The sequence below is a fragment of the Streptomyces sp. NPDC046716 genome, assembly GCF_040645755.1.
Taxonomy (GTDB): Bacteria; Actinomycetota; Actinomycetes; order Streptomycetales; family Streptomycetaceae; genus Streptomyces.
Genome location: NZ_JBEYYU010000046.1, coordinates 24,744 through 51,348, shown reverse-complemented (window position 1 = coordinate 51,348; position 26,605 = coordinate 24,744). Strand labels below are relative to the sequence as shown.

26 protein-coding genes and 1 pseudogene are annotated in these 26,605 nt (G+C 71.3%); 14 read left to right on the top strand and 13 right to left on the bottom strand.

What is annotated here, in order from left to right:
* Positions 1 to 163: 163 nt before the first annotated feature.
* The 3 genes from ABZ930_RS29235 to ABZ930_RS29225 are packed head-to-tail and all read left to right on the top strand — an operon-like array spanning position 164 to position 3,815.
* Positions 164 to 1,051: a hypothetical protein gene (locus ABZ930_RS29235; RefSeq protein ID WP_361554035.1), complete on the top strand. Its 888-nt coding sequence runs from the start codon at positions 164 to 166 to the stop codon at positions 1,049 to 1,051.
* Positions 1,052 to 1,084: 33 nt separating this feature from the next.
* Entirely contained in the window at positions 1,085 to 1,723 is a 639-nt protein-coding gene (locus ABZ930_RS29230) for a TetR/AcrR family transcriptional regulator (protein WP_361554032.1), read from the top strand.
* Positions 1,724 to 1,763: 40 nt separating this feature from the next.
* Positions 1,764 to 3,815, top strand: coding sequence for an AAA family ATPase (locus tag ABZ930_RS29225; RefSeq protein ID WP_361554029.1), 2,052 nt, complete (start codon positions 1,764 to 1,766; stop codon positions 3,813 to 3,815).
* 309 nt (positions 3,816 to 4,124) lie between these two features.
* On the opposite strand, the gene ABZ930_RS29220 is transcribed toward ABZ930_RS29225, so the two are convergent.
* On the bottom strand, positions 4,125 to 4,616 hold the full coding sequence (locus ABZ930_RS29220) for a MarR family winged helix-turn-helix transcriptional regulator (protein ID WP_361554027.1): 492 nt from the start codon (positions 4,614 to 4,616) through the stop codon (positions 4,125 to 4,127).
* A gap of 203 nt (positions 4,617 to 4,819) precedes the next feature.
* On the opposite strand from ABZ930_RS29220, the gene ABZ930_RS29215 reads away from it, so the two are divergent.
* The 3 genes from ABZ930_RS29215 to ABZ930_RS29205 all read left to right on the top strand — a co-directional run bounded on the left by ABZ930_RS29215 (position 4,820) and on the right by ABZ930_RS29205 (position 8,257).
* Positions 4,820 to 6,229 (top strand): MFS transporter, encoded by a 1,410-nt coding sequence (locus ABZ930_RS29215; protein WP_361554117.1) that lies wholly within the window; start codon positions 4,820 to 4,822, stop codon positions 6,227 to 6,229.
* A gap of 94 nt (positions 6,230 to 6,323) precedes the next feature.
* Positions 6,324 to 6,770: a TIGR03618 family F420-dependent PPOX class oxidoreductase gene (locus tag ABZ930_RS29210; RefSeq protein WP_361554024.1), complete on the top strand. Its 447-nt coding sequence runs from the start codon at positions 6,324 to 6,326 to the stop codon at positions 6,768 to 6,770.
* A gap of 140 nt (positions 6,771 to 6,910) precedes the next feature.
* Complete coding sequence (locus ABZ930_RS29205; RefSeq protein ID WP_361554114.1) at positions 6,911 to 8,257, top strand: MFS transporter; 1,347 nt, start codon at positions 6,911 to 6,913, stop codon at positions 8,255 to 8,257.
* A 342-nt stretch (positions 8,258 to 8,599) separates the two neighbouring features.
* On the opposite strand, the gene ABZ930_RS29200 is transcribed toward ABZ930_RS29205, so the two are convergent.
* Positions 8,600 to 11,011: an excinuclease ABC subunit UvrA gene (locus tag ABZ930_RS29200; protein ID WP_361554021.1), complete on the bottom strand. Its 2,412-nt coding sequence runs from the start codon at positions 11,009 to 11,011 to the stop codon at positions 8,600 to 8,602.
* Between the two features lie 38 nt (positions 11,012 to 11,049).
* Positions 11,050 to 11,397 carry a VOC family protein gene (locus tag ABZ930_RS29195; protein ID WP_361554018.1) on the bottom strand — a complete coding sequence of 116 codons (348 nt, stop codon included), beginning with the start codon at positions 11,395 to 11,397 and terminating at the stop codon, positions 11,050 to 11,052.
* A 150-nt stretch (positions 11,398 to 11,547) separates the two neighbouring features.
* Between ABZ930_RS29195 and ABZ930_RS29190 the strand changes: the two genes are divergently transcribed.
* The 5 genes and pseudogenes from ABZ930_RS29190 (at position 11,548) to ABZ930_RS29170 (ending at position 14,548) form a co-directional block, all read left to right on the top strand.
* The gene (locus ABZ930_RS29190) at positions 11,548 to 12,429 is read left to right on the top strand and encodes an RNA polymerase sigma-70 factor (RefSeq protein ID WP_361554015.1); all 882 of its coding nucleotides are present in this window, start codon (positions 11,548 to 11,550) and stop codon (positions 12,427 to 12,429) included.
* Positions 12,430 to 12,520: 91 nt separating this feature from the next.
* Positions 12,521 to 12,910 (top strand): DUF805 domain-containing protein, encoded by a 390-nt coding sequence (locus tag ABZ930_RS29185; protein ID WP_361554012.1) that lies wholly within the window; start codon positions 12,521 to 12,523, stop codon positions 12,908 to 12,910.
* Between the two features lie 167 nt (positions 12,911 to 13,077).
* Positions 13,078 to 13,422, top strand: a pseudogene (locus ABZ930_RS29180) (helix-turn-helix transcriptional regulator); the annotation flags it as partial.
* 68 nt (positions 13,423 to 13,490) lie between these two features.
* Positions 13,491 to 14,087: a hypothetical protein gene (locus ABZ930_RS29175; RefSeq protein WP_361554009.1), complete on the top strand. Its 597-nt coding sequence runs from the start codon at positions 13,491 to 13,493 to the stop codon at positions 14,085 to 14,087.
* Between the two features lie 125 nt (positions 14,088 to 14,212).
* A complete protein-coding gene (locus ABZ930_RS29170; protein ID WP_353943845.1) occupies positions 14,213 to 14,548 on the top strand; it encodes a DUF2516 family protein in 336 nt (111 codons plus the stop codon).
* Positions 14,549 to 14,578: 30 nt separating this feature from the next.
* Here ABZ930_RS29170 and ABZ930_RS29165 read toward each other — a convergent pair whose 3' ends face one another.
* The 3 genes from ABZ930_RS29165 to ABZ930_RS29155 form a co-directional block, all read right to left on the bottom strand.
* Positions 14,579 to 15,979, bottom strand: a complete 1,401-nt coding sequence (locus ABZ930_RS29165; RefSeq protein ID WP_361554006.1) for a SpoIIE family protein phosphatase — start codon at positions 15,977 to 15,979, stop codon at positions 14,579 to 14,581.
* Positions 15,980 to 16,266: 287 nt separating this feature from the next.
* Positions 16,267 to 17,349 (bottom strand): NlpC/P60 family protein, encoded by a 1,083-nt coding sequence (locus ABZ930_RS29160; RefSeq protein ID WP_361554003.1) that lies wholly within the window; start codon positions 17,347 to 17,349, stop codon positions 16,267 to 16,269.
* A 168-nt stretch (positions 17,350 to 17,517) separates the two neighbouring features.
* Entirely contained in the window at positions 17,518 to 18,333 is an 816-nt protein-coding gene (locus tag ABZ930_RS29155) for a class I SAM-dependent methyltransferase (protein ID WP_361554000.1), read from the bottom strand.
* A 191-nt stretch (positions 18,334 to 18,524) separates the two neighbouring features.
* On the opposite strand from ABZ930_RS29155, the gene mshA reads away from it, so the two are divergent.
* Positions 18,525 to 19,874, top strand: a complete 1,350-nt coding sequence (gene mshA, locus ABZ930_RS29150) for a D-inositol-3-phosphate glycosyltransferase (RefSeq protein WP_361553997.1) — start codon at positions 18,525 to 18,527, stop codon at positions 19,872 to 19,874.
* Positions 19,867 to 20,391 carry a YbjN domain-containing protein gene (locus tag ABZ930_RS29145; RefSeq protein WP_361553994.1) on the top strand — a complete coding sequence of 175 codons (525 nt, stop codon included), beginning with the start codon at positions 19,867 to 19,869 and terminating at the stop codon, positions 20,389 to 20,391. Before mshA ends, ABZ930_RS29145 begins: the two co-directional genes overlap by 8 nt.
* Here ABZ930_RS29145 and ABZ930_RS29140 read toward each other — a convergent pair.
* The 3 genes from ABZ930_RS29140 to ABZ930_RS29130 form a co-directional block, all read right to left on the bottom strand.
* A complete protein-coding gene (locus ABZ930_RS29140; protein WP_361554112.1) occupies positions 20,384 to 20,575 on the bottom strand; it encodes a hypothetical protein in 192 nt (63 codons plus the stop codon). The genes ABZ930_RS29145 and ABZ930_RS29140 overlap by 8 nt on opposite strands.
* A 68-nt stretch (positions 20,576 to 20,643) precedes the next feature.
* The gene (locus tag ABZ930_RS29135) at positions 20,644 to 20,922 is read right to left on the bottom strand and encodes a hypothetical protein (protein WP_361553991.1); all 279 of its coding nucleotides are present in this window, start codon (positions 20,920 to 20,922) and stop codon (positions 20,644 to 20,646) included.
* A gap of 30 nt (positions 20,923 to 20,952) precedes the next feature.
* Complete coding sequence (locus tag ABZ930_RS29130) at positions 20,953 to 22,227, bottom strand: MFS transporter (protein WP_361553988.1); 1,275 nt, start codon at positions 22,225 to 22,227, stop codon at positions 20,953 to 20,955.
* Positions 22,228 to 22,362: 135 nt separating this feature from the next.
* On the opposite strand from ABZ930_RS29130, the gene ABZ930_RS29125 reads away from it, so the two are divergent.
* Positions 22,363 to 23,124, top strand: a complete 762-nt coding sequence (locus ABZ930_RS29125) for a phosphoglyceromutase (RefSeq protein WP_361553986.1) — start codon at positions 22,363 to 22,365, stop codon at positions 23,122 to 23,124.
* Positions 23,125 to 23,204: 80 nt separating this feature from the next.
* Here the strand turns inward: ABZ930_RS29125 and ABZ930_RS29120 are convergent, their stop codons facing one another.
* Genes ABZ930_RS29120 through ABZ930_RS29105 form a run of 4 tightly spaced genes read right to left on the bottom strand, consistent with a single transcriptional unit; the run spans position 23,205 to position 26,516 of the window.
* Positions 23,205 to 24,443, bottom strand: a complete 1,239-nt coding sequence (locus tag ABZ930_RS29120) for a tyrosine-type recombinase/integrase (RefSeq protein WP_361553983.1) — start codon at positions 24,441 to 24,443, stop codon at positions 23,205 to 23,207.
* Positions 24,443 to 24,637: a helix-turn-helix domain-containing protein gene (locus ABZ930_RS29115; protein ID WP_361553980.1), complete on the bottom strand. Its 195-nt coding sequence runs from the start codon at positions 24,635 to 24,637 to the stop codon at positions 24,443 to 24,445. The genes ABZ930_RS29120 and ABZ930_RS29115 overlap by 1 nt, the downstream gene beginning before the upstream one ends.
* The gene (repSA, locus tag ABZ930_RS29110; RefSeq protein WP_361553978.1) at positions 24,634 to 26,052 is read right to left on the bottom strand and encodes a replication initiator protein RepSA; all 1,419 of its coding nucleotides are present in this window, start codon (positions 26,050 to 26,052) and stop codon (positions 24,634 to 24,636) included. The genes ABZ930_RS29115 and repSA overlap by 4 nt, the downstream gene beginning before the upstream one ends.
* Entirely contained in the window at positions 26,049 to 26,516 is a 468-nt protein-coding gene (locus ABZ930_RS29105; protein ID WP_361553975.1) for a hypothetical protein, read from the bottom strand. The genes repSA and ABZ930_RS29105 overlap by 4 nt, the downstream gene beginning before the upstream one ends.
* Positions 26,517 to 26,605 lie beyond the last annotated feature (89 nt).

Genomic DNA, 26,605 nt, shown 5'->3' with positions numbered 1-26,605 from the left:
GCCTCCCGAGTCCGGCCGGATTCGAAAGGCGCGACCCTTTCTTTCTCTTCTTGCGCCTCGCCCGAGCGTGGATGATGGGGTTCTGGGGGGAAGGCGGCGACGCTCTCGGTGCGGGATCGGGCCTGAGTGTCGCGTGAACCCCATCCTGAGTGAGGGGCGGCGCATGGCCTACGGCACGGGGGGCGCGGAGAGCGGTGCCGGACTCTGGCGTGCGTTACGGCGGTTCCAGGAGCGGTTCGAGCCGGTGGTCATCCGCGTCCTGCTGGCGGTCATCTTCATCACGGGGCTGCTGGCCCAGTTCGTCAAACCGGTCGGGGATGCACTCGAAGGCACGGCGTTTCTGGGCGGCGCGCTGCTCAGTCTCGTCGGATACGTCGTCTACGACGCGCTGCGCGATCTGACCCAGGCCGCCCGGCCCCCGGCACGTGGGCGGGTCAACTCCCGTGAGCTGGGCGGCTTTGTGGCAGAGGCGTTCGAGGCGCGACGGGTGGAGATCAGTTTCTTCGGTTACACGGGGGAGACCCTCTACAACGAGCTGTACCGCCGTCTCGAACGGCTTGCGGACAACCCTGGCCCCACCCGCCGGGTCGTCATCCGCATCATGGTGCCGGACTTCTCACGTCCGATGCTGGTGCCCTCGCGAGTGGGGGCGGACAACGAGCCGCAGGACGACCCGGAGTTTCGGGCTCGAGCCGAGCGACGATGTCAGGAGTACGACCAGATCCTCTCCGAACTGGCGGAGGGGCTCACCCGGATCGGAAGAATGGATGTGACCTGTCAGTACCGCGTCTTTCAGGGGTCTCCGCTGCAAAAGCTGTGCATCTTCAACCGCAAGCGCGTCCTTCACGGCCTGTACAACGTCGCGACTCGTATGCCGCTTCGCGGTGCCGAGTACTACGACCCCAGGGGATACGACACGGACATCACCATCCTCGCCGGCGATCACGGCAGTCAGGACGAGGCCGCCATCGGGATGTGGGTCAAGCACTTCGACGACATGTGGAGACTGGTGGGCGAGGTGCCCTCCTGGCGCCGCGCCACCGCTGCCTGAGCCGCCGGCGCTCGGCCCCGTACCCTCCTCCCCATGACCACCCCACCCCCCTCCCTCCGCGAACTGAAGAAGCGGCGCACCCGCGAGACGCTCTCCGAGACCGCTGTTCGGTTGTTTCTGGAGAGGGGGTACGAGCAGGTGTCGGTGGCCGAGGTGGCCGCGGCTGCCGAGGTGTCCAAGCCGACGTTGTTCCGGTACTTCGCTTCCAAGGAGGACCTGGTTCTGCACCGGTTCGCCGACCATGAGGACGAGGCGGCGCGGGTCGTGGCGGGGCGTGCGGCGGGGGAGGGTGCGCTGGAGGCGTTGCGGCGGCACTTTCTGGCGGGGCTCGCGCGGCGGGATCCGGTGACGGGGCTCTGCGATCACCCGGCGGTGCTGGCCTATCAGCGGCTGTTGTACGGGACGCCGGCGCTGGTGGCGCGGTTGTACGGGTATCAGGAGCGGTCCGAGGCGGCGCTGGCGGGGGCGCTCGGCGGGCCGGAGTTCGAGGCGCGGCTCGCCGCCGGGCAGATCGTGGCCGTGCAGCGCGTGCTGGCGCAGGAGAACGGGCGGCGGATCGCGGCCGGGGAGTCGGCCGACGCGATCGAGGCGGACGCGGTGCGCGCCGCCGAGCTGGGGTTCGGGCAGTTGGAGCGGGGGGTGGCGGCGTCGGTGGGGAACGTTACAGAGTAAAGAATGTTACTCGGTAACGTATTTTGGTTATCGTGGGGGCATGAGTGACGACTCCCGCGACTCCCTCGGCTTCCTGCTCGCCTCCGAACGCCGTTTCCACGACACCTGCCGCACCGCCCTCACCGCCATGGTCGAGGGCGCCGACGAGCAGGTCGTCATCGGGGAGAACGCCTCCGCCTCCGGCGCCGACGCCGAGGTGCTCGGCTATCAACTGCGCAGCCGGGCCAAGGAGATGAAGGAGCTGCCGCCGGCGCCGTTGTTCTTCGGGCGGCTCGACTTCGGGGCGGCGGGGGAGCACGCGGGGCAGAGCTACCACGTGGGGCGGCTGCGCATCACGGAGCATCCGGCCGCGCCGCCGCTCGTCGTCGACTGGCGGGCGCCGGTGTCCCGGGCCTTCTACCAGGCGAGCGCCAAGGATCCACAGGGTGTGGATGTCCGGCGCCGGTTCGGCTGGGCGCCGGGGAGCGTGGGGGACACGGCGGATCTGACGAGCCTGGAGGACGAGCGGATCGGGGCCGGAGAGGCGGATTCCGGGAGCCGGATTCTCGCCGGGGAGATCGAGCGGCCGCGCGTCGGCCCGATGCGGGACATCGCCGCGACCATCCAGCCGGAACAGGACGATCTGGTGCGGGAGGCGCTGACCGCGTCCGTGTGCGTGCAGGGGGCGCCGGGCACCGGCAAGACGGCTGTCGGGCTGCACCGGGCCGCGTACCTGCTCTATACGTTCCCGCAGCGCGTCCAGCGGGGCGGGTTGTTGGTGGTCGGGCCGAACCGGACGTTCCTCTCCTACATCTCCGCGGTGCTGCCCGCGCTCGGCGAGAGCGGGGTGCGGCAGTCGACGGTGGAGGAGTTGGTGGGCTCGGAGGCGTTGACCGTGCGGTCGTCCGACGACGAGGCCGCCGCCGTCGTCAAGCACGACGCCCGGATGGCCGAGGTGCTGCGGCGGGCGCTGTACGCGCGGGTGTCGGCGGCCGGGATCGTCGACGATCTGGCGGTCCCCGATCCGCAGGTCTCGTACCGGTGGAGGGTGCCCGCCGCGGAACTGGTGCGCATCGTCGAGGGCGTGCTCGCCGAGGCGCCGCCGTACGCCGTCGGGCGCGAGCGGGTGCGCAGCAGGGCCGTGCGATACATCCAGGAGCGCGCCGAGCGGCGGGCCGTCAACGTCAACCGGGCCTGGCTGCAGCGGATCGAACGGTCCCGGCCCATGAGCGCCTACGTGGACGCCGTGTGGCCCCGGGTGCGGGCCGAGGAGGTCGTGCACCGGCTGCTGTCGGATCCGGAGGTGCTGGCGCGGGCCGCGGACGGGGTGCTCGACGCGGCGGAGCGGCGGGCCGTGCTGTGGGCGCGGGCGGCGCGCTCGTGGAAGTCCGCCCGGTGGTCGGCCGCCGATCTGGTGCTGGTCGACGAGGTCGCCGGGCTGCTCGGGCATCCCGAGGGGTACGGGCACATCGTCGTCGACGAGGCGCAGGATCTGTCCCCGATGCAGGCCCGGGTCATCGCGCGGCGGGCCACGTTCGGTTCGCTGACCGTGCTGGGGGATCTGGCGCAGGGCACCACGCCCTGGGCGGCGCGGAGCTGGGGTGGGCTGCTCGGGCATCTCGGGCGGCCGGAGGCGCGGGTGGTGCCGCTGACCGTGGGGTTCCGGGTGCCGGCGGCCGTGGTCGGGCTGGCCAACCGGGTGCTGGAGCGGATCGATGTCGCGGTGCCCGCGGCGCGGTCGCTGCGCGGGGACGGGGAGTTGCGGGTGCGGGAGGTCGGAGACTTGGTGGGCGGGGTCGTGGACGCGGTGCGGCGGGCGCTCGGGTTCGCCGGGTCGGTCGGGGTGATCGCTGCCGAGGGGGATGTGGGGCGGGTGCGGGACGGGCTTGTCGCTGCCGGGATTGTCGTCGGCGGGGCCGATGAACTGGGGGTCCGGGTCGGTGTGCTGGCCGCCGGGGAGGCCAAGGGGCTGGAGTACGACCATGTCGTGGCCGTCGAGCCCGCGGCGATCGTGGAGGCCGAGGTGCGGGGGCTCGAGCGGTTGTATGTGGTGCTGACCCGGGCTGTGTCGCGGCTCGATGTGGTGCACGCGCGGGAGTTGCCGTTCGGCTGACGTGGGGGGTGGGTGCGGCTGTTCTTGTGGTCGTGCAGTTCCCCGCGATCCTGAGTGGTTCTTCGTGTGCGGGCCGGTGGCCGCTTCTCGCGCAGTTCCCCGCGCCCCTGAGATGCGCACTTCGTGCGGCATCTCATCAAGAGAGGTGCGCTTGTGCGACGCGTCATCGGAGAAGCGTGCTCGTGAGGCACCTCGCCTGGGAGGCGCGCCCGTGCGGCGCCACCTCTGAGAGGCGCGGCGGAGCCGCAGCCTCAGGGGCGCGGGGAACTGCGTGAGAGACCCCAGCGGGCCGCACCCGGCGACGAGGAGCTAACCCCGCTGGCGAGCCCTGCGCGCGGGAGTCGGGGTCGGGGACGGGGTGCTCAGGTGGCCGCCGGCCAGGTGGGACATCAGGCGGAGGAACACCTCCCGGTCCTCCGGAGGAAAGGCCGAGAGCGCCTCCTCGTGCACCCCGTCCACGATCTCCTGACTCCGCGCGGCGACCTTGGCCCCCGCCTTCGTCACGGCGATGATCCGCGCCCGGCGATCGGTGCTGGACGGCCTGCGCTCGGCCAGGCCCGCCTGCTCCAGGGCGTCGACCGTGACGACCATCGTCGTCTTGTCCATGTCGCCGATCTCGGCGAGCTGGTTCTGGGTGCGCTCCTCCTCCAGCGCGTGCACGAGAACGCAGTGCATCCGCGCCGTCAGACCGATCTCGGCGAGCGCCGCCGCCATCCGCGTACGCAGCACATGGCTGGTGTGGTCCAGGAGGTACGAGAGGTCGGGCCTGGTCCGGGTGGGGGCGGGCGTCATCGCGGTCATGCAGCCAAGGGTAGTTCATCAATGGTTCGGAGAAAGATAGTCTGCAACAGAACTATCTGTTACGGTCGTGTTGTCGTCGCCGCCCGGTAGGGGCGGCGGCCCGACTCGGAGGTGCTCCTGCCGTGTCCGCCGTATCCACAGAAGCCGAAGCAGCAGAAACAGCAGCAGAAGGAGAGGTCCGGGGGGCCGCGCGCCGCGAGGGGTTGCGTAGTCGCTGGGTCGCCCTCGGGGTCATCGCCACCGGCACCCTGATGATCATTCTCGACGGCTCGATCGTCACCGTCGCGCTGCCGGCGATCCAGCGGGACCTGGGCTTCTCGGCGACGGCCCTGAGCTGGGTGGTGAACGCCTACCTCATCGCGTTCGGCAGCCTGCTGCTGCTCGCCGGGCGGCTCGGTGACCTGGTCGGGCGCAAGCGGATGTTCCTCGCGGGCACCGTCGTCTTCACCGCTGCCTCGCTCCTGGCCGGGCTGGCCACGACGCCCGCCGTGCTGCTCGCGGCCCGTTTCCTTCAGGGCGTCGGCAGTGCCATGGCCGCCGCCGTCGGGCTCGGCATCCTCGTCACGCTCTTCACCGATCCGCGTGAACGGGCCCGCGCGATAGGCGTGTTCAGCTTCACCGGCGCCGCCGGGGCGTCGATCGGGCAGGTGCTGGGCGGAGTGCTGACCGACGTGCTCGACTGGCACTGGATCTTCTTCATCAACCTGCCGATCGGCGCCGCCGTCCTGGCCCTCGCCGTGCCCGCGCTGCCGGTCGACCGGGGAGCCGGGCTGCGGGCGGGCGCGGACGTGTGGGGTGCCGCGCTGATCACCGTCGGTCTGATGCTGGCCATCTTCGGGGTGGTCAACATCGAGGCGCACGGCGTGAGTTCGCTGCCCGCGGGCGGCGCCGTCGCTGCGGGGCTCGTGCTCGTCGCCGGGTTCTTCGTGCGGCAGGCCCGCGCTCGTACGCCGCTCATGCCGCTGCGCATCCTGCGCTCGCGCACCGTCGCCGGTGCCAATGTCACGCAGATCCTCACCCTGGCCGCGATGTTCGCCTTCCAGGTCCTGGCCGCGCTCTACATGCAGCGCGTGCTCGGCTACGGAGCCCTGCGTACCGGCCTCGCGATGCTGCCCGCCGCCGTGCTGATCGGGGCCGTGTCGCTCGGGGTCTCGGCGCGGCTGGCGGCGCGGTTCGGGGAGCGGGCGGTGCTGCTCGCGGGCCTCGTGCTGCTGGCCGGCGCCCTCGGCTATCTGGCGCGCGTTCCCGTCCAGGGGCAGTACGCGGCCGATCTGCTGCCCGTGATGCTGCTGATCTCCGGCGGCGGCCTCGTGCTGCCGGCGCTCGCCGGGCTGGGGATGTCGGCGGCGGGCGAGGAGGACGCGGGGCTGGCCTCCGGACTGTTCAACACCACGCAGCAGATAGGCATGGCGCTCGGCGTCGCCGTCCTGTCGACCCTCGCCGCGACGCGCGCCAACGCGCTTGCAGAGACCGGAAGTTCCGAGGTCGTCGCTCTGACCGAGGGGTACCGGCTCGCGTTCGGCATCGGGGCCGGGCTGATCGCGGCGGCGTTCGTGGTGGCGCTGGTCGTCCTGCGGCCGACGGGGGCCCGGGCGACGCGGGGCGCGCGTTGATCCACGTACGGCCGGGTGACGGTCCCGTCGCCGGCCGCCCGACATCTGTGAACCACTACGAACCACTACGAACCACTACCTGAGGAGAACTGTCATGGCCGGCCCCGCTCCCCGTTCGCTCACCGACGCCGAGCTCCGGAAGATCCTGGAGGAAGGGAGGTTCGGGGTGCTCGCCAGTGTCCGCGGCACCGGGCATCCGCACCTGTCCACGGTTCTGTACCACTGGAGCCCCGACGAGCGTGTGCTGCGCGTCTCCACCACCGAAGGGCGGCTGAAGCCGCGCCAGTTCCGGGCCGATCCGCATGCGGCGCTGCATGTCCGCCAGGGCGACTTCGCGTTCGCCGTCGCGGAGGGGGAGGCCCAGGTGACCGAGCCCAGCGGTACGCCCGGCGACGCCGTGGGGCGCGAACTGCTGGAGGTGGCGCGCGAGTTCGTCAAGGAGGGCGAAGAGGAGGCGTTCTTCGCGGAGATGGTCGACGAGCGGCGCGTCGTCATCCGGATCGGAGTGGCGCGGTTGTACGGGACCGCTCTCGACGGGTAGGGGCGCCGGGAAAAGGCGTGGCAGGCGGCGCCGATTGGTGTGTACCTTTCCGGCTCGTGACGAGACGCGCCGCTCCTTCCGACTCCGCGGGGCTCTTCTCCCGTACGTATCTGCCCGCCACCGCCAGCTTCGCCGCCGTGATGTTCCTGAGCGGGTTCGCGGCGCTCGCCGTGATGCCGATGCTGCCGATGGCGGCCCGGGATCTCGACGGGGTGGGTCTGTATCCGCTGGTGGCAGGCGCGTTCGTCGCCGCGAGTCTGCTGGGCGGGGTGCTCGGCGGGGCCTGGGCGGACCGGGCGGGGGCGCGGCTGCCGCTGATGGCGGGCGTGGTGCTCACCGTCGCCACCCTGATCATCTCCGCGACCAGCGGGAGCATCTGGCAGCTGGCGTTCGGGCGGTTCACGGACGGGATCGCGGCCGGGCTCGTGGCCGTCTCCGTGAACGCCGCCATCGGGCAGTCGTACCCCGACCACGTACGGGCCAAGGCCCTCGCCCTGATGAGTACGTGCTGGATCGTGCCGTCGCTCACCGGGCCGCCGCTCGCGGGGCTCGTGGCGGCCTGGTCGTCGTGGCGGACGGTGTTCTTCGGGCTCGCCGTGCTCACCGTGATCCCGGCGGCGGCCGCCGTCCTGCTGTTGCGGGGCCGGCCGATGCGGGCCGACGCGGTGTCCGCCGAACCGCCGCCCCGGCCTGCCCTGTTGGTCGCCGGTGTGGTGAGCGTGGCGGCGGCGCTCACCCAGTTCGGGGTCTCGGAGTGGGACGTCGTGCACCTGCTGTGTACGGGGACGGGGCTCGTGGCGCTGGTCGTGCTCGCCCCGCGTCTGTTGCCACCCGGCACCTGGCGGGCGGCCCGGGGGCTGCCGGCGACGGCGTTGCTGCGGGCGCTGACCTCGGGCGCGTACTTCACGCTCGAAGCCTTCGTGCCGCTGATGCTGACGACGGAGCGGCGGGTGCCGGAAGTGGTCGTCGGCCTCGCGTTCACCGGGGCCGCGCTGGGGTGGGCCGGGGCGTCGTGGGTGCAGGGGCGGGTTCAGGAACGGGTGCCGCGGCATCTGATGGTGCGCGTGGGGGCCGGGGTGATGGCGGTGGCGGTGGTGCTCGCCGGGCTCTGCACGCTGCCCGCGGTGCCGGCCACGGTGGCGGTGGCGTCGATGGTGCTCGCCGCGGTGGGCATGGGCTGGGTGGCGCCCTCGCTGACGCTGCTCTCGCTCGCGCACAGTGCCGCGGATCGGCAGGGGGCGGCGAGCAGTGCGATGCAGACGTCCCAGAACCTCGGTCAGACCGTGGTGCTTGCCGTGGCGTCGGGGCTGTTCAGCGCGGTGAGCGCGGTGGCGGCCGGTCAACTTCCGGCGTTCGCCGGGGCGTTCGTGCTGTTGCTGCTGCCGGTCGCCGCGGCGGGGGCGCTGGCCGCGCGGGCCCGGGTCGTGGGGCTCGGGGTGGCTGACAAGGGCGGGGTGGGGGAGCGGGCGGCCGAGGGGGTGCGCTAGTCGGTGCGATGCCGTCTGCGGGCGCGTCGTGGCTGGTCGCGCAGTTCCCCGCGCCCCTGAAGACATGCGCTGCGCGCAGCCTTCCCCCGCCCCGCCAGGTGCGCGGCCACCGGCCCGCGGGTCGCGACGAACCCCCGTGGGGCAGGCGCGGATCTGTCAGGGGCGCGGGGAACTGCGCGAGAAACGGCCACCGGCCCGCGGGTTGCGACGAACCCCCGTGGGGCAGGCGCGGATCTTTGAGGTGCGCGGCCACCGGCCCGCAGGTCGCGACGAACCCCCATCGGGCAGACGCGGAAATCACAGGGGGCGAGTCCTCACGTGCTCGCCCCCCGCATCACACCCTCACACCCCTACATACCGAGCCAAATGCTCCCCGGTCAAAGTACCCCGCTCGGCCACCAGATCCGTCGGCGTCCCCTCGAACACGATCCGGCCGCCGTCGTGGCCGGCGCCCGGGCCCAGGTCGATGATCCAGTCGGCGTGAGCCATCACCGCGGGGTGGTGTTCGACCACGATCACCGTCTTGCCGGAGTCGACCAACCGGTCGAGGAGGCCGAGGAGTTGTTCCACGTCGGCCAGGTGGAGCCCGGTCGTCGGCTCGTCGATGACGTAGACGGTGCCGGCACTGCCACCCGCGCCTCCCTTGCCCACCAGGTGCGTGGCCAGCTTCAGGCGCTGCCGTTCGCCGCCGGAGAGCGTGGTGAGCGGCTGGCCGAGGGTGAGATAGCCGAGGCCGACGTCGGTGAGGCGGGTGAGGATCTTGTGGGCGGCCGGGGTGCGGGCCGGGCCGTCGGCGAAGAAGGCCTCGGCCTCCGCGACCGGCATGGCCAGCACCTCGCTGATGTCCCGCCCGCCGAACGTGTAGCCGAGGACCGAGGAGTCGAAGCGCCGCCCCTCGCAGTCCTCGCAGGTCGACGAGGTGCCCGCCATCATCGCGAGGTCGGTGAAGACGACCCCCGCGCCGTTGCACGTGGGACAGGCGCCCTCGGAGTTGGCGGAGAAGAGCGCGGGCTTGACGCCGTTCTCCTTCGCGAACGCCTTGCGGATCGGTTCGAGCAGGCCCGTGTACGTCGCCGGGTTGCTGCGCCGCGAACCGCGGATCGGGGTCTGGTCGACGGAGACGACGCCCTCGGCGCCCTCCTGGAGGGGGACCGCGCCGTGCACGAGCGAGCTCTTGCCGGAGCCCGCGACGCCCGTGACGACGGTCAGGACGCCCAGCGGGATGTCGACGTTCACCTTCTGGAGGTTGTGGGTGTCGGCGCCGCGGACGGAGAGCTTGCCGGTCGCGGCGCGGGGCGCCTCCTTGAGCGACCTGCGGTCGTCCAGATGCCGGCCGGTGGTCGTGCCGCCGGCCCGCAGACCCGCCACGTCGCCCTCGAAGCAGACGGTGCCGCCCGCCGTCCCCGCGCCCGGACCGAGGTCCACCACGTGGTCGGCGATCGCGATGACCTGCGGCTTGTGCTCGACCACGAGCACCGTGTTGCCCTTGTCGCGCAGGCGAAGGAGCAAATTGTTCATGTTGCTGATGTCGTGCGGGTGCAGCCCGGTCGTCGGCTCGTCGAAGACGTACGTGACGTCGGTGAGGGACGAGCCGAGATGGCGGATCATCTTCACGCGCTGCGCCTCGCCGCCGGAGAGCGTGCCGGCCGGGCGGTCCAGGGAGAGATAGCCGAGGCCGATCTCCACGAACGAGTCCAGGCTCTGCTGGAGCGCTTCGAGGAGCGGGGCGACCGAGGGCTCCTCCAGCGTGCGGACCCACTCCGCGAGATCCCTGATCTCCATCCGGCAGGCATCCGCGATCGAGACCTTCTTGATCTTGCTCGAACGGGCCCCCTCGGCCAGCCGCGTCCCGTCGCACTCCGGGCAGACGGAGAAGGCCGTGGCCCGCTCGACGAAGGCGCGCACGTGCGGCTGGAGGGAGTCGATGTCCTTCGACAGCATCGACTTCTGGATCTTCGGGATCAGGCCCTCGTACGTGAGGTTGATGCCCTCGACCTTGATCTTGGTCGGCTCCTTGTGGAGCAGGTCGTTCAGCTCCCGCTTGGTGTACTTGCGGATCGGCTTGTCCGGGTCGAAGAAGCCGCAGCCCCGGAAGATCCGGCCGTACCAGCCGTCCATCGTGTAGCCGGGGATGGTCAGCGCGCCCTCGTTGAGCGACTTGGAGTCGTCGTAGAGCTGGGTCAGGTCGATGTCGGAGACCGAGCCGCGGCCCTCGCACCGCGGACACATCCCGCCGAGGCGTTCGAACGTCGCCCTGACCGCCTTCTTGGTGCCGACGCTGATCGCGCCCGCGCCCTTCACCGAGGCGGTGTTGAAGGAGAACGCGCTCGGCGGCCCGATGTGCGGCTCGCCCAGCCTGCTGAACAGGATCCGCAGCATCGCGTGCGCGTCGGTCGCCGTGCCGACCGTGGAGCGCGGATCCGCGCCCATCCGCTGCTGGTCCACGATGATCGCCGTCGTCAGACCGTCGAGGACGTCCACCTCGGGACGGGACAGCGACGGCATGAAGCCCTGCACGAACGAGCTGTACGTCTCGTTGATCAGCCGCTGCGACTCGGCGGCGATGGTGTCGAAGACGAGCGAGCTCTTGCCCGAACCCGAGACGCCCGTGAACACCGTGAGGCGGCGCTTGGGGATCTCGATGCTGACGTCCTTGAGGTTGTTCTCGCGGGCGCCGTGCACACGGATCAGGTCGTGGCGGTCTGCGGCGTGCGGGGCCGCCGCTGCCGCGGCCGCTCTCTTGGCGGGGCTCATCGGTCTCGTCTCTCCCTGGGTCCGGGCGGGCGGGCGCGTCAGCTGTCCTGGAGCACGCCCAGAACGTTGCCGTCGGGGTCGGTGAAGGTGGCCACCAGGCGGCCGCCGCCGACATCGTGCGCGGGCTCCTTCACAGTGCCACCCGCGGCGGTCACCTCGGCGAGCTTCGCTTCAATGTCCGCTACGTGCCAGTAGGTCACGGGGGACGTCATGCCCTGCTGCGCGCCGTTCGGCACCAGCCCGATGTGCTGCCCCGCGACGTCGAAGCCCACGTAGTACGCCTCGTCGACCTGCGGCGCGGTGCCGAGGAGCGCCGCGTAGACCTCCTTGGCCTTCGCCACGTCGGAGACGGGGTGGAGGACGGTCTTGATGCCGTTGTTCGTCATGGTCGCTCCCGGTTCCGTGTCTGTACGAACGACGCTAACCGCGGCTGCCCGGCACCGCTTCTCGATTCCTGACCGCTTGCGTCGCCGCAGGTCACAGCGTTCTTCCGGCGGTCTTGTCACATCCATGCCGCCGCCGGTGTCCTTATGGGCATGACGAGCGCACCGGGGTCCGGGGACCCGTTCCACACGCATCGGAACCTGCTGTTCACCGTCGCCTACGAGATGCTCGGCTCGGCGGCCGACGCGGAGGACGTGGTGCAGGAGTCCTGGCTGCGCTGGTCGGGCGTCGACCGCGCGGTGGTGGGCGACCCGCGCGCGTACCTCGTCCGCATCGTGACGCGGCAGTCCCTCAACCGGCTGCGCACCCTGTCCCGCCGCCGCGAGGACTACGTCGGTGAATGGCTGCCGGAACCGCTGCTGACCAGCCCGGACGTCGCCGAGGACGTCGAGCTGGCGGAGAGCGTGTCGATCGCCGTGCTCACGGTGCTGGAAACGCTCGCGCCGGCCGAGCGCGCGGTGTTCGTGCTCCGGGAGGTCTTCGAGCTGCCGTACGAGGAGATCGCCGCGGCGGTCGGCAAGTCGGCGGCGGCGGTGCGGCAGACCGCGCGGCGGGCCCGCGCGCACGTGGCGGCCCGCAGGCCCCGGATGCGGGTGGAGCGGGCGGAGCAGCGGGAGGTCGTGGCGCGGTTCCTGGCCGCGCTGCGCACCGGGCGGCTCCAGGAGCTGATGGAGGTCATGGCGCCCGACGTGGTCATGATCACCGACGGGGGCGGCGTGGTGGCGGCCGCGCTCGCGCCGCTGCACGGCGCCGAGTCGGTCGCGCGGATCCTCGCGGGCGCGCACGGAAAGGTGTCGGAACTCGCCACCGCCGTCGTCCTCCTCAACGGCGAGCCCGCCGGTCGCGTCGACTTCGACGGCGTGCCGTCGACGGTCAGTGTCGTGGTGGAGGACGGGCGCATCACGCGGGTCTATGTGGTGCGTAATCCGGGTAAGTTGACGCGCCTGGACACTCCGTCGGACCTCACGAGGTGAACGACGTTGACCAAGGTGCGCGCTCTCGTCTAGGTTCAGCGGGAATCATGCGGATGTGAGCATGACATAAGCACTTACGCAGGGGGGACCTGTGCACTACTACACCGATGTCCTGAAGAAGTACGCGACGTTCCAGGGGCGGGCCCGGCGCGCCGAGTACTGGATGTTCGCGCTCTTCAACGCCATCATCGCGATCGTCCTGATGATTCTGGCCGCCGTCACCAAGAGCTCGGCCCTCTACATCGTCTACGGCCTGTACATCCTGGCGACGCTGCTGCCCTCGCTGGGTGTCCTGGTCCGCCGGCTGCACGACACCGGCCGCTCCGGTGCCTGGTTCTTCATCAGCTTCGTGCCGCTCATCGGCGGCATCTGGCTGCTCGTCCTGACCGTCCTCGAGGGCACTCCCGGGGACAACAACTACGGCCCGAACCCCAAGGGCTTCGGCGGAGCCCAGCCGGGCCCGGGGGCGTACGCGGTCTGATTCCGCTCCGCCGCATCGCTCAACCGTCAGACCGCTCGCGCAAGTGCCCTGATCCGACAGCGGATCAGGGCACTTGTGCGTTCCGGGCGCGGCCGTCCGATGAGACGAGGCGCACTATTGCAAGCATCTGCTTGCAATAGTTAGCGCGGGTGGGGCAGTATCGACGTATGGCATCGCTCAACGTCGGCAATCTCGGCGAGTATCTGCGCGAGCAGCGTCGCAACGCGCAGTTGTCGCTCCGTCAGCTCGCCGATGCCACCGGGGTGTCCAACCCGTACCTCAGCCAGATCGAGCGCGGGCTGCGCAAGCCGAGCGCGGAGGTGCTGCAGCAGGTCGCCAAGGCCCTGCGGATCTCCGCCGAGACGCTGTACGTGCGCGCCGGCATCCTCGACGCGGAGCGGGACCGGGACGAGATCGAGACACGTGCGGTGATTCTCGCCGACCCCTCGCTCGACGAGCGGCAGAAGCAAGTCCTGTTGCAGATCTACGAATCCTTCAGGAAAGAGAACGGGAACCACGACGGCGACGGTGCCGAGCCCTCAAGCAAGTAGCAGTTGATGTGATCCGGGAGGACCACGCCATGGCCATCAAGGACGACCTGCGCAAGACCTTCTCCGACCCGACCCCGCTCTACTTCGCCGCGGGCGCCGCCGAGTTGACGTACCAGCAGGCGAAGAAGGTGCCGGGGCTCGTCGAGCAGCTGCGCGCCGAGGCGCCCGCGCGCTTCGAGGCCGTACGCAACACCGACCCCAAGGACGTGCAGGAGAAGGCGACCGGCCGCGCCAAGGAGGCGCAGGCCGTGCTCACCGCGAAGGTGAACGAGTTCGTCACCGGTCTCGACACCGACCTGAAGAAGCTCGGCGAGACGGCGCAGGAGTTCGCGCTGCGCGGTGTCGGCATCGCCGCCGAGGCCGCCGTCAAGGCGCGCGAGACCTACGAGAAGGTCGCCGAGCACGGCGAGGAGACCGTGAAGCACTGGCGCGGTGAGGCGGCCGAGGAGATCGTCGAGATCGCCGGGGCCGTCGAGCCGGACCCCGAGCCGGCGGCCGCGCAGGCTCCGTCCGCCACGGCGGAGAAGCCCGCGCCCACGAAGAAGACCACGGCCAAGAAGGCGACGGCGAAGAAGACCCCCGCCGCCAAGAAGCCGGGCACCGGCACCGCGGCGACGGCAGAGTAGGGCGTACGGCGTACGCCGACGGGTCGGGCACGTCTCGCGTGCCCGGCCCGTTGTACGGGTACGGTGACCAGAATGACGGGGCGCCGTGGCGCAGGCAGGTCGATACGGGTGGTGGCGTTGTGCTGATGCAGGGTTTCAACAGTTTCTTGTCGCTGCTGAACCTGGCGTTGATCGTCTTCAGCGGCTTCGCGCTGGTCGACGCCGCGATCCGGCGTGAGGACGCGTTCCGGGCGGCGGACAAGAAGACCAAGCCGTTCTGGCTGATCATTCTCGCGCTGGCCTTCGTCGTGAACTGGATCTTCGGGATCCTGTCGTTCCTGCCGATCATCGGGCTCATCGCGACGATCGTGTACATGGTCGACGTGCGGCCCGCCGTCCGGCAGGTCAGCGGTGGCGGTGGCGGCCGCAGGGGCGGCTCCAGCAGCGACGGCCCGTACGGGCCGTACAACGGCGGACGCTGACCCGGCCGGCACCGGTGACCGGGGAGCCGGTCACCGGTCCAGCAGCAGGACCGCCACGTCGTCCGTCAGCTCGCCCCCGTTGAGGTCGCGCACCTCGTTCATCGCGGCCTCCAGCAGTTCCTCGCCGCGCAGGCCCTGCGCCTGCTGACGGCGGATCATCTCCACCATGCCCTCCTGGCCGAGGCGCTGGTTCCCCTTGCCGATCCGGCCCTCGATCAGGCCGTCCGTGTAGAGCATCAGGTTCCAGGACGGGCCCAGCTCCACCTGCATCCGCGGCCAGCGGGCCTTCGGCAGCAGCCCGAGGGCCGGGCCGCTGTTCTCGTACGGGAGCAGCGTCGCCTCGCGGCCCGGGCTCGCGATCAGCGGCGACGGGTGGCCGGCCAGGCACAGGCCCGCGCGGCGGCCGTCCGGCGCGATGTCCACCGTGCACAGCGTCGCGAAGATCTCCTCGTCCGACCGCTCGTGCTCCAGGACCCGCTGGAGGGTGGAGAGCAGTTCGTCGCCGCACAGGCCCGCGAACGTCAGGGCCCGCCACGCGATGCGCAGCTGGACGCCGAGCGCCGCCGCGTCGGGGCCGTGCCCGCAGACGTCGCCGATCATCGCGTGGACCGTGCCGTCGGGCGTGCGGACCGTGTCGTAGAAGTCGCCGCCGAGCAGGGCGCGGGAGCGGCCCGGCCGGTAGCCGGACGCGAACCGCAGGGACGATCCTTCGAGCAGCGGGGTCGGCAGCAGGCCGCGCTCCAGGCGGACGTTCTCCTGGGCGCGCAGCCGGGACTCGGTCAGCTTGCGCTGGGCCACGTCGCCGCGCTTGCGCTCGACGGCGTAGCGGATGGCGCGGCCGAGGAGCCGGCCGTCCAGTTCGTCCCGGAACAGATAGTCCTGGGCTCCGACCCGGACCGCCTCGGCGCCGCGCTCGGCGTCGCCCGACGCGGTCAGCGCCAGGACGGCGTGCCGGGGCGCGAGGCGCAGCACGTGCCGCAGCGTCTCCAGCTCGTCGGTGTCCGTCTTGGCGCCGGGCAGCGCGAGGTCGAGCAGGATGCAGTTGACGTCGTGCGTGAGCAGCCGCTCGGCCTCGGTGAGGTTGCGGGCGGTGCGGACACGGATCGGCTTGCCCGCGGCGTCCGGCACCTCCGGGACGGTGAGCGACCCTGCCGGGTCGTCCTCGATGACCAGGAGCGTGAGGCCGGTGGTCTGGCCGGCCGCCGGGCCGCCGGTTTCCTCTGTGGCCATGGTGTCCGTGGTGTTCTCCGTGACATCCGTGGTGTCGAGGGCTCGGGTGCCGGTGCTGCTGCCTTTCGCGGCCGTGGGGCCGGTCGTGTCGTGGGCGGTCGGCCGATGGGCCGGTCCGGCGGACGGTGTCGTGGACGCAGCTCGACCCTGACCACCTTCCACGGCCGGGATCGCTCTCTGCCGCGGTACGGGTACGGGCATCGCTAGGTTTCCTTCCCTCCCCCCGAGGGCGCGGTGGGACGAAGGTCCTCGAACCACCGACGGGACCTTAGCGTCAGCCGCCGCCCGAACGGAATGGTGAACGGCAATCGGCCCCCGTCATATGCCGTGCCGACGAGCGGAATTGGGCAGGTTCCGGCCCTTGGGGGCTGGATGGGGGATGACGAAGATCACGTCGGAACGGTGGAACTGGAGTGAAGGAAGTGTGATGCGTCACGTGGGGTGCGCCACGCGGTGGCGCCCCGTCACCTGCTGCGCCGTGCGGCCCGTCACGCGTCCGGCCGCACGACTCCCAGGATCGCCATCGAACCGGCTCCGGCCACGGTCACCGTCCGGCCGGGGCGCGGCGCGTGGATGATGGCGCCGTCGCCTATGTACATCCCGACGTGGCTGGCGTCGTCGTGGTAGATGATCAGGTCGCCGGGGCGCATGTCCTCGATGTCGATGCGCTCGAGCTGCTTCCACTGCTCCTGGGACGTGCGCGGGATGCCGTGGCCGGCCGAGGCCCAGGCCTGCGAGGTGAGCCCCGAGCAGTCGTACGACTTCGGGCCCTCGGCGCCCCACACGTACGGCTTGCCGAGCTGGGCGGTGGCGAACTGGACGGCCTTCTTGCCCGCGGGCGTCGCCCGGCCGTTGATCTCCTTCAGGACGCCCGAGGAGAGCCAGGCCGTCTGCGCCTGCTGCTCGGCCTGCTCCTCCAGCTTGCGCAGCCGCTCGCGCTCCTTCTTCTCCAGCCTGCCCTCGAGCGCCTGCGCCTCCTTGATCTGGCGCTCGATCTTCTTCTTGGCCGCGGCCTTGTCCTTGGCGCCCGCGTCCAGCTCTTTCCACTTGGCGGAGGCGTCGTCGGCGTAGCGCGCGAGATCGTCCTGGGTGTCGGCCAGTTGGGACATCAGGTTCTTCGTGGCCTGCTGGCCCTGGTACATCCGGCCGGCGTTGTCCAGGAACTGCCGCGGGTCGCCGGAGAGCAGGAACCGGGTCTCGCGCGGGATGCCGCCGTTGCGGTACTGCTCCCGGGCGACCGCGCCCGCGCTGCTCTTGAGGCGGTCGAGCCGGCGCTGTCCGTCGGCGATCTTCTGGGCCAGCTTCACGATCGCGTCGGACTGCTTCTCGGCCTTCTCCTCCGCGGCGTTGTACTCGTCCGTCGCCACCGCCGCGTCGTGGTACAGCTTGTCGATCTTCGCGCGGACCGCCTCGAGGTCCCTGTTCTCAGGGGTCTCAGGGGTCTTCGGGGTCGGCGGGGTCGTCGAGGGCGTGGGCGTCGGGGCCGCGTAGGCCGCTCCGGGCGCCGCCAGGACGGTCACGGCGCAGACCACCGCCAGGGCCGCCATCGTCGTCGTGCTCCGCTTGCTCATCCGCTCCGCCCCCACAGCCGAGACCGTCTCAGGATCACCCCGTGGTGAAACCTGATTTACCGTCAGTAACTTGTGCGCGTTCGGTGGATGGTGCCACGTGGACGCCGAATCCGACAGACCCCGCACGGTGTGACGAACGGCGCGCCGAGTTCGTTCCCGCCGATCCCGTCAGTCCCTCATGCCCCCGACGGGCGCCAACGCACCCCATGCCACGGTGACTTCGCCCTGTCGCCAGCGTGCCGGGGTGTCCACCACCGGCCAGTCGGCCGTCAGGGCGCGGACCGTGCGGATCCACCGCTGCCGGGCGCCGTACGAGGCGTAGGGGGCGGCCGCCGCCCAGGCCCGGTCGAAGTCGCGCAGGAAGGCGTGCACCGGCTCGCCGGGGACGTTGCGGTGGATCAGCGCCTTGGGGAGACGCTCGGCGAGGTCGGAGGGCGTGTGCAGGGAGCCGAGCCGGGTCGCGAAGGTCACCGTGCGCGGCCCCTCGGGGCCGAGCGCCACCCACACGTGCCGCCGCCCGATCTCGTCGCAGGTGCCCTCCACGAGGAGGCCGCCGGGCGCGAGCCGCCCGCACAGCCGCCGCCAGACGTCGGCGACCCGGTCCTCGTCGTACTGGCGCAGCACGTTCGCCGCGCGGATCAGGACCGGGGACGTCCCCGCGGGGTCCAGTGGCACCTCGAAGCCGCCGTGCCGGAACTCCAGGCCCGCGCGCTCGTACGGTTTCGCGGCGGCGACCCGCGCGGGTTCGATCTCGATGCCGACCACGCGCGCGCGGGGCGCGGTCTCCCGCAGTCGGGCCAGCAGCTCCACGGCGGTCCAGGGGGCGGCCCCGTAGCCGAGGTCGACGGCCACCGGGTCGGCGGCCCGGCGCAGCGCGGCGCCGTGCGCGGCCGCGATCCAGCGGTCCATGCGGCGCAGCCGGTTGGGGTTGGTGGTGCCTCGCGTCACCGTTCCTACGGGGCGGGACGGGGTACGCGGGGTCACAGGTACGAGGGTACGCGGCGCGGCCACGCCGAGCCGCCACGCTGTCTCGTACGGTAATGATTCGGCAAAGTGGAAATGGAGGGGCACAGTCCGATGTTGCCGCTCTTGGAAGAGGGCCTGTGCCCTCCTTCAGCCGTGCCCGCGGACGGGCCCGGCAGAGCCGAGTAGAGCCGCCAGCAGGAGGACCGCACGTGAGTCAGTACGTGTCCAGGTTCCGCCGCACCGGAGCGGGTGCGGGCCCCGCCCGTCTGCGTTTCCCGGGCGCGCAGCGCCGCCCCCGCCGCGTCGCCATGCTCAGCGTCCACACCTCGCCCCTGCACCAGCCGGGCACGGGCGACGCGGGCGGCATGAACGTGTACATCGTGGAGCTGGCCAGGCGCCTGGCCGCGATCAACATCGAGGTCGAGATCTTCACCCGGGCCACCACCGGCGGCCTGCCGCCCGAGGTCGAGCTGGCGCCGGGCGTGCTGGTCCGGCACGTCGACGCGGGCCCCTACGAGGGCCTGGCCAAGGAGGACCTCCCGGCCCAGCTGTGCGCCTTCACGCACGGGGTCATGCAGGCCTGGGCGGGTCACCGGCCCGGCTACTACGACCTGGTCCACTCGCACTACTGGCTGTCCGGGCACGTCGGCTGGCTGGCCGCCGAGCGCTGGGGCGCCCCGCTGGTGCACGCCATGCACACCATGGCCAAGGTCAAGAACGCCGCGCTCGCCGAGGGCGACACCCCCGAGCCGGCCGCCCGCGTCATCGGCGAGACCCAGATCGTGCGCGCCGCCGACCGGCTGATCGCCAACACCGCGGGCGAGGCCGACGAGCTGATCCACCACTACGAGGCCGACCCCGGCAAGGTCGCGATCGTGCACCCCGGGGTGAACCTGGAGCGGTTCCGGGTCGCCGACGGCCGGGCCGCCGCCCGCGCCCGCCTCGGTCTGCCCCAGGACGCCCTGATCCCGCTCTTCGCGGGCCGCATCCAGCCGCTGAAGGCGCCCGACATCCTGCTCAAGGCCGTCGCGGTGCTGCTCGACGAGCGCCCCGAGCTGCGCACGCGCATGGTCGTGCCGGTCGTCGGCGGCCCGAGCGGCTCCGGCCTCGCCAAGCCCGCCGCGCTCCAGAAGCTCGCCGCCCAGCTGGGCATCTCGGACGTCGTGCGGTTCCACCCGCCGGTCGGCCAGGACCAGCTCGCGGACTGGTTCCGGGCCGCCTCCCTGCTCGTCATGCCCTCCTACAGCGAGTCCTTCGGGCTCGTCGCCATAGAGGCGCAGGCGGCCGGGACGCCGGTGCTCGCCGCGTCGGTGGGCGGACTGCCGGTGGCGGTGCGGGACGAGAAGACCGGCTTCCTGGTCGACGGCCACGAACCGGCCGCCTACGCGCGCGTGCTGCGCGAGTTCGCCGACCATCCCCACCTCGTGGACAGCATGGGCGCCGCGGCGGCCCGGCACGCGCAGCTCTTCGGCTGGGACACGGCCGCCGCCACCACGGCCGACGTCTACACCGCCGCGATGCAGGAACACCGCCGTCACGTACTCTCGCACCATGGCTGACCAGCACCCGGCACACGAGGCATCCGAGGTCGTCGAGACGTTCCTCAAGGACGCCGAGCTGGAGTGGGAGAGCCCGGAGCCGGGCGCGTACGTCGTCAAGCTGCCGGGCACCCGCAAGCTGTCCACGACCCTCTCGCTGCGGCTCGGCCGGCACAGCCTGTCCCTGAACGCCTTCGTGATCCGCCACCCGGACGAGAACGAGGCGGGGGTGCACCGCTGGCTCCTGGAGCGCAATCTGCGCCTGTACGGGGTCGGTTACTCCGTCGACCGGCTCGGCGACATCTACCTCACCGGCAAGCTGCCGCTCACCGCCGTCACCCCCGACGAGCTGGACCGGCTCCTCGGCTCGGTCCTCGAAGCCTCCGACGGCGCGTTCAACACGCTCCTGGAGCTCGGCTTCGCGAGCGCGATCCGCCGCGAGTACGAGTGGCGGGTCTCGCGCGGCGAATCGACCCGCAATCTGGACGCGTTCACGCACCTGATCGAGCGCCCCGAACCGGAGCAGTCGGCTAGCTGAGCGCGACCATGCGGACGACGGTGACCGTGAGGACGGACCCGGAGACGTAGTAGAGGACTATCGCCCCGCCGACCGTCGCCTCCCGGCGGTCGCGCTCGCCCGCCACCGAGCAGGAGCCGTGCCCGTACGGGTCGTGCGCGAGGGTGCGGAGCATCTCGGCGCGGAAGGCGTCGGGGTCCGCCATCTTGACGAGGGTGTCGTCGGCGGGCGGTGCGTACGCGATGCGGCAGGGGCTGCGCCTGCGGCGACGGCTCAAGCCGGGCCCCGCCTCTCCGCCTCGTCGCGGGCGAGCCGGGCCAGGATCGCGTCGGCCTCCGGGTCGGGCACCGCCTCCAGCATCCAGTGCCGCATGACGGCGTGGATCTCGTGGACCCCCGCGGCGTTGATGTCCTGGTCGAACTCCGTGCGGCGCTCGGGCGTGAGGGCCGCACGGATCGCCGGAATGCTGTTCGGGACGTCGACCTCGATGCCGCCCACGCGGGTTCTGGGCGGTTCGTCCGTTCCCGGGGCGGTCCTTGGTGCTTCGGGCATGTTCGGGTACGTACCCGAACAAGTCCCGCTTCACGCCGGGGTGTTCTCCGGGGTGCCGGCCGACTCCCGCGCCGGGGCGGCCGGTTGGACCTCGGTGACCGAGCCCTCCGCGTGCAGCCCGCGCATCAGCGCCCAGTACCCGCCCGCGGTGACCGTGCCGAGCGCGGCGCACCCCGCCCACAGCCAGCCCGCACCGGCGGAGTCGAGCACCCAGCCGCCGGCCAGCGGCGCGACGAGCGCGGCGGCGGCCCAGGACATCGTGTAGACGCCCTGGTAGCGGCCGCGCCCCTCGGCGGGCGCGAGCCGGGCCACGAGCCCGGACTGGGTGGGCGCGTTGACCATCTCGCCCAGCGTCCACACCACGACGGTCAGCGCGTACGCGGCCAGCGACCCGGCGAAGGCGGTGAGCGCGAAGCCGTAGCCGATGAGGAGCGAGGAGACCGCGAGCAGCCGGCCCGGGTCGCGGCGCTGGATGAACCGGGTCAGCGGGATCTGCAGGGCGACGATGACGATGCCGTTCACGGCGGCGACCAGGCCGACGTCGGAGCTGCTCAACCCGTTCTCGCCCATCACGATCGGCAGGCCGACCGAGCTCTGCGTGAAGACGACCGCGACCAGGAACGACAGCCCCACCATGACCATGAACCGGCCGTCGCGCAGCACGGTGCCCATGGTGACCGCGGGCGCCGCCGAGATCCGCGGGCCCGGCTCGGGCCGCGACTCCTTCACCTTCACGAAGACGACGCAGGCGCAGGCCAGCGTCATGCCGGCCTCGACGAGGAAGCCGAACGTATAGCTCTGCGCGACCAAGAAACCGGCATACACCGACGAGATCGCGAAGCCCAGGTTGATCGCCCAGTAGTTGAGCGAGAAGGCGCGCACCCGGTCCTCCGGGCGGACGATGTCGGCCATCATCGCCTGGATCGCGGGCCGTGAGGCGTTCGAGGCGAGGCCGAGCGCGAAGCCGGTGACGGCGATGGAGACCGGGTCGCGCACGAAGGCCAGAACGGCGACGGTCGCGGCGGTCGCGAGCTGCGCGCCGAGCAGGGTGGGACGCCGCCCGAGCCGGTCGGCGAGCACGCCGCCCAGCATGGAGGCGATGACACCGCCCGCCCCGATGAGCGAGGCGACCAGACCGGCGTACGAGGCCGAGAACCCGCGCGCGGCGGTCAGGTACAGAGCGAGGAAGGTGAGGACGAAGCCGCCGAGCCGGTTCACGAGGGTGCTGGTCCACAGCCACCAGAATTCGCGGGGGAGCCCGGCGACCGCCTCCTTGGAGGCACGTCTGAGCGCGGCGACTGACATGGGTGCATCCCCCGGGGCAGAAGTAAGCGGTGCGGAAGGTTTGCACAACTTACGACCCGGGTAGCTTCGTCGGCCACTCAATTGACGGGGACCGTCAATCGGCGCGCGTCACAGGCGTCGATTAGGCTCGGCTCCATGGCCGACGCACCGTACAAGCTGATCCTCCTCCGTCACGGCGAGAGCGAGTGGAACGCGAAGAACCTGTTCACCGGATGGGTGGACGTCAACCTGAACGAGAAGGGCGAGAAGGAGGCGGTCCGCGGCGGTGAGCTGCTCAAGGACGCCGGCCTGCTCCCCGACGTGGTGCACACCTCGCTCCAGAAGCGCGCGATCCGCACGGCCCAGCTGGCGCTGGAGTCCGCGGACCGCCACTGGATCCCCGTCCACCGCTCGTGGCGGCTGAACGAGCGCCACTACGGCGCCCTCCAGGGCAAGGACAAGGCGCAGACCCTCGCCGAGTTCGGCGAGGAGCAGTTCATGCTGTGGCGCCGCTCGTACGACACCCCGCCGCCGGCGCTCGACCGCGACGCGGAGTACTCCCAGTTCTCCGACCCGCGCTACGCGACGCTCCCGCCGGAGCTGCGCCCGCAGACGGAGTGCCTCAAGGACGTCGTCGTCCGCATGCTCCCGTACTGGTTCGACGGCATCGTCCCCGACCTCCTGACGGGCAGGACGGTCCTGGTCGCGGCGCACGGCAACTCGCTGCGCGCCCTGGTCAAGCACCTGGACGGCATCTCGGACGCCGACATCGCGGGCCTCAACATCCCGACGGGCATCCCGCTGGCCTACGAACTGGACGCCGACTTCAAGCCGGTGAAGCCGGGCGGCACGTACCTGGACCCGGACGCGGCCGCGGCGGCGATCGAGGCTGTGAAGAACCAGGGCAAGAAGAAGTAAGCCCGACGCTTCGAGCCCCCTACCTGCGGGTTCTCCGCTAGTAGGGGGCTTGTTGCTGCCCTGGGGCCGTCGCTGGGCCGTCAGGTGCTTGGTCGGGCCGGACCGAAGATGGCGGCGACCGCCTTTCGGGTCCGCTCCTGGCTCGACGGCATCAGGTGTGCGTACACGCGGAGCGTGAGCCCCGGGTCCGAGTGCCCGAGGTACTCGGCGACGGCCTTGATGCTCTCCCCGGCGTCCAGGAGCACCGAGGCGTAGAAGTGCCTCAGGGCGTGCATTCCGTTCTCGCGCGACTCCGCGTAGGTCTCACCACACTTGGGCGTCGGGATCACTCCGGCAGCGGCCAAAGCCCGTTTCCATGCCTCCTCGTTGAGCGAGGTACGCCAGACGTGCCCGCCACGAGGACCGGTGAAGATGAGCCGCTTGGTCACCGGCGGTCCGTCGGCGACTTTCCAGGGCAAGGTGACCTCAACCGGCGCGAACTGCTTCATGTGGGCCCGCAGGGCATCAGCAACGGGACCGGGGAGCGGGACGTCCCGGAGCTTGCCGCCCTTGGGCGGGGCGAAGACGGGCTTGCTCCGGCTCAACTTGAGCTGCTGGACGACGTGGAGCGTGTCCGATTCGAAGTCGATCGCATCGACGGCGATACCGAGGATCTCTCCTTGCCGAAGGCCACAGCCGCCGCCGAGGTCGACCATGGACTGATACCGCTCCGGCATGGCGGCCTGGACGGCGAAGACGCGTTCCGGGGTCCACGGCGTGACCCGCTTGGTGTCGACGGTCGGGGGTCGGACCGAGCGAGCGGCGCACGGGTTCCGGGGCAGGTGCCCGTCGTCGACAGCCGCGGAGAGCGCGGCACGCACGTTGGAGTAGATCGTCCGGGCATACGAGCCCCGTACGCCGTTCTCCTGCAGCTGCCGCACCCAGTCCCGGATATGGGCCGGTTGGAAGGAGCCGAGCGGACGCGATCCCACGTACGGGAAGGCGTGTAGTCGGAGCTGGGACTCCATCGAGGCCTGGGTGTTGGGGTCGGCGCCCTGAGTCGCTACCCAACGCTCTGCGTACTGCTGAAAGGTGATCCGAGCGGCGCGGGGGTCGATGTACTGGCCGCGCGCCATGTCGGCCTCGGTGTGGGCCAACCACTGGTCAGCGAGCCGCTTCTGTCGATCGGGGAAGCTCTTGGACTTCTCCGTACCGTCCGGGCCGACGTAGCGAGCGCGGTAGCGCAGGCCCGCGCCGTGGCGGTCGCTCTTGACCTTGACCGGCTTGCCGTTCGGGCCGGGCTCGGTCTTGTACCAGCGGTCTTGGATGTGTCCGGCCATCAGGCGGCCTCTTCCATCTGGGCCTGGACCCAGGCGCGTACGTCCTCGGGGTCGAAGCGGATGTGCCGGCCGACGCGGAATCCACGCGGTCCGGTGCGCTTGCGGCGCCACTGATAGACGGTCTCGATCGGAACGCCCAGGAGGTCCGCCAGGTCGACCGGGGTCAGGTAGCGCTCAGGGAGCGGACGCGTCATGCCCACACCTCCATGTCGTCGAGGTCGGCGCGGACCTCACGGGCCAACTCGCGGTTGTCGCGGACCTCGCGTGCGATCGTGGCGGCGAGCCAGGATTCGCCGGGGGTGTGGCCCTGTCCGGCGTAGGTCCAGTGGGCGAGGGTGAGCGTGGAGCCCTCCGAGTCGTCGAGGTCTTCGGGCAGGCCCCGTTCGCGGCGTTCCTGGCGGGCGCGGAAGTCGGCGCGGACTTGGCGGCGTTCGCCGAGGGTGGTGGAGTAGGCCCGGGACTTGGTCATGAAGTGCCCGCGGAAGCCGAGCATGTGAGCCCAGCGCCACAGCAGCCGATCCGGGTAGGCGTCGTCGAGGTCGCGGCAGGCTTCGATCAGGCTCCGGGTGTGCGCGGGCAGGGCCAGCTTGTCGAGTTCCGAGAGTTCACCGATCCGGCGGTCAACGGTCTCGGTGGCCTCAGCCGCTTTGGTGGCGTACTTCGCGACGTAGGAGGCGACCGCCTGGTCGGTCAGCTCGACCCCTTCCATGCTCCCGATGGCCTGGACGTCGATCTGCGAGCCCCACCGCAGCACTCGGGCGGGGACGTCGTCGGAGGCGGGCAGTGGGACGGCGACGCGGGCGGCGGCGGCCTTGATGGAGTCGTCCAGGAGAGCGACCGTGGCCCATGCCGGCGGAGGGGCGTCGGGCCCGTCGGGACCGTCGAGGCGGACGACCGCGTGGAAGTGCACGGCGCCACGCTTCTGGAACTCGGCGACCTTGCCGAAGGAGACCCGGCACACCTCCTTCAGGGCCGATTGGGTCAGGCCCGCGCGGGCGGCGACCTCGCGACGGAGGTAGATGGTGAACCGTCGCCATAGGTCCCCCGCGTGGTTGTTCCACAGCACCGCCCCGGCGTAGTCGTACCGGCTGGGGTCGAGGGCTGTGCCGAGTGCGGGATCGTCCTCCGCGTGGGAGCTCCCGCAGCGGCAGCGGCCCTTGGAGGGGCGGTTGTGGACCGGCCCGAAGGAGGGAGCCGTCAGGGTGGCGAAGACGCCCGGGTGCTGGCGGATCTCACCCGCGATGCCCATGCGGGAGTCGCCCGTGATTCCGGCGCGGATCAGGTGGTAGACGTCGCCCGCGTAGGTCCAGGCGCAGGAGGGGCAGCGGGAGGCCCGGCGGTTGCCGCAGGCGACCCGGAGCATGCCGCCCGGCTCGTTCTCCGTGCTGTAGGAGTAGAGGACGTCGTGGGTCTTGGCGTCCCGGGTGACTGTCTGGCCCGTCAGCCGGATCGGGTGCGAGCAGCCGCCGGTACGGCGTACTTGCTCCTGCCAGCGATCGAAGCCCGGGGCGTTGGCCACCCGAAGCAGGTCGGCGAGGGTGATGGGGTCGGTGCCCAGGGAGGCCGCAGCACCGGCCACGGCCTCGGGGGCGACGGGGAAGTCCGTCACGCAGCCACCGCCTTGACGGCCAGGGTGCGAGGCTCGCCGTTCGCCCAGTCGAAGGCCAGGTACTTCGGGCACAGGGTGTTGCCGTCGTGCGTGAGGACCAAGCAGTCGTCCACGCGGACGTAGCGCCACCCGTCGACCTCAGCCCCACACGCGAAGCACGGCGAGGGGATCACTTCGGCGTCATCGGTGCGGGAGAGCGGAGCGGTCAGCGGCTCGGGGGCCGAGGCGGGGATGAAGCGCATCGCGGAGTACCCGGGAACCGGCTCATCCTCGGGGCCGATGGTGACCGGGTAGCTCTCGTCGAGTTCGGCGCAGCGGCACGGGACGATCAGCCCAACCGTGCCGGACAAGGAACCGTCTTCGTCAACAACGCAGCCGAGGCCGTCGCAGTCCTCGCAAACCGACTCGTCGGCGTCAGCCAGGTTCGGGAGACCGTGCAGGCTGCGGGCGGTAGCAGGCATCATGTGAAGGCCCCTTGAGGGTCTGGGGAGCGGCTGACTACTTGGCGGTGGGAGGCCGCTCCCTGGCTTGTGCACTCAGACCATTCGGTCCG

What these genes read in the sequence shown, in the direction of transcription:
- ABZ930_RS29235 (WP_361554035.1), top strand. Translation starts at nt 164, where the DNA reads ATGGCCTACGGCACGGGGGGCGCGGAGAGCGGTGCCGGACTCTGGCGT.
- ABZ930_RS29230 (WP_361554032.1), top strand. Translation starts at nt 1,085, where the DNA reads ATGACCACCCCACCCCCCTCCCTCCGCGAACTGAAGAAGCGGCGCACC.
- ABZ930_RS29225 (WP_361554029.1), top strand. Translation starts at nt 1,764, where the DNA reads ATGAGTGACGACTCCCGCGACTCCCTCGGCTTCCTGCTCGCCTCCGAA.
- ABZ930_RS29220 (WP_361554027.1), bottom strand. Translation starts at nt 4,616, where the DNA reads ATGACCGCGATGACGCCCGCCCCCACCCGGACCAGGCCCGACCTCTCG.
- ABZ930_RS29210 (WP_361554024.1), top strand. Translation starts at nt 6,324, where the DNA reads ATGGCCGGCCCCGCTCCCCGTTCGCTCACCGACGCCGAGCTCCGGAAG.
- ABZ930_RS29205 (WP_361554114.1), top strand. Translation starts at nt 6,911, where the DNA reads ATGTTCCTGAGCGGGTTCGCGGCGCTCGCCGTGATGCCGATGCTGCCG.
- ABZ930_RS29200 (WP_361554021.1), bottom strand. Translation starts at nt 11,011, where the DNA reads ATGAGCCCCGCCAAGAGAGCGGCCGCGGCAGCGGCGGCCCCGCACGCC.
- ABZ930_RS29195 (WP_361554018.1), bottom strand. Translation starts at nt 11,397, where the DNA reads ATGACGAACAACGGCATCAAGACCGTCCTCCACCCCGTCTCCGACGTG.
- ABZ930_RS29190 (WP_361554015.1), top strand. Translation starts at nt 11,548, where the DNA reads ATGACGAGCGCACCGGGGTCCGGGGACCCGTTCCACACGCATCGGAAC.
- ABZ930_RS29175 (WP_361554009.1), top strand. Translation starts at nt 13,491, where the DNA reads ATGGCCATCAAGGACGACCTGCGCAAGACCTTCTCCGACCCGACCCCG.
- ABZ930_RS29170 (WP_353943845.1), top strand. Translation starts at nt 14,213, where the DNA reads ATGCAGGGTTTCAACAGTTTCTTGTCGCTGCTGAACCTGGCGTTGATC.
- ABZ930_RS29165 (WP_361554006.1), bottom strand. Translation starts at nt 15,979, where the DNA reads ATGCCCGTACCCGTACCGCGGCAGAGAGCGATCCCGGCCGTGGAAGGT.
- ABZ930_RS29160 (WP_361554003.1), bottom strand. Translation starts at nt 17,349, where the DNA reads ATGAGCAAGCGGAGCACGACGACGATGGCGGCCCTGGCGGTGGTCTGC.
- ABZ930_RS29145 (WP_361553994.1), top strand. Translation starts at nt 19,867, where the DNA reads ATGGCTGACCAGCACCCGGCACACGAGGCATCCGAGGTCGTCGAGACG.
- ABZ930_RS29140 (WP_361554112.1), bottom strand. Translation starts at nt 20,575, where the DNA reads ATGGCGGACCCCGACGCCTTCCGCGCCGAGATGCTCCGCACCCTCGCG.
- ABZ930_RS29135 (WP_361553991.1), bottom strand. Translation starts at nt 20,922, where the DNA reads ATGCCCGAAGCACCAAGGACCGCCCCGGGAACGGACGAACCGCCCAGA.
- ABZ930_RS29130 (WP_361553988.1), bottom strand. Translation starts at nt 22,227, where the DNA reads ATGTCAGTCGCCGCGCTCAGACGTGCCTCCAAGGAGGCGGTCGCCGGG.
- ABZ930_RS29125 (WP_361553986.1), top strand. Translation starts at nt 22,363, where the DNA reads ATGGCCGACGCACCGTACAAGCTGATCCTCCTCCGTCACGGCGAGAGC.
- ABZ930_RS29120 (WP_361553983.1), bottom strand. Translation starts at nt 24,443, where the DNA reads ATGGCCGGACACATCCAAGACCGCTGGTACAAGACCGAGCCCGGCCCG.
- ABZ930_RS29115 (WP_361553980.1), bottom strand. Translation starts at nt 24,637, where the DNA reads ATGACGCGTCCGCTCCCTGAGCGCTACCTGACCCCGGTCGACCTGGCG.
- ABZ930_RS29105 (WP_361553975.1), bottom strand. Translation starts at nt 26,516, where the DNA reads ATGATGCCTGCTACCGCCCGCAGCCTGCACGGTCTCCCGAACCTGGCT.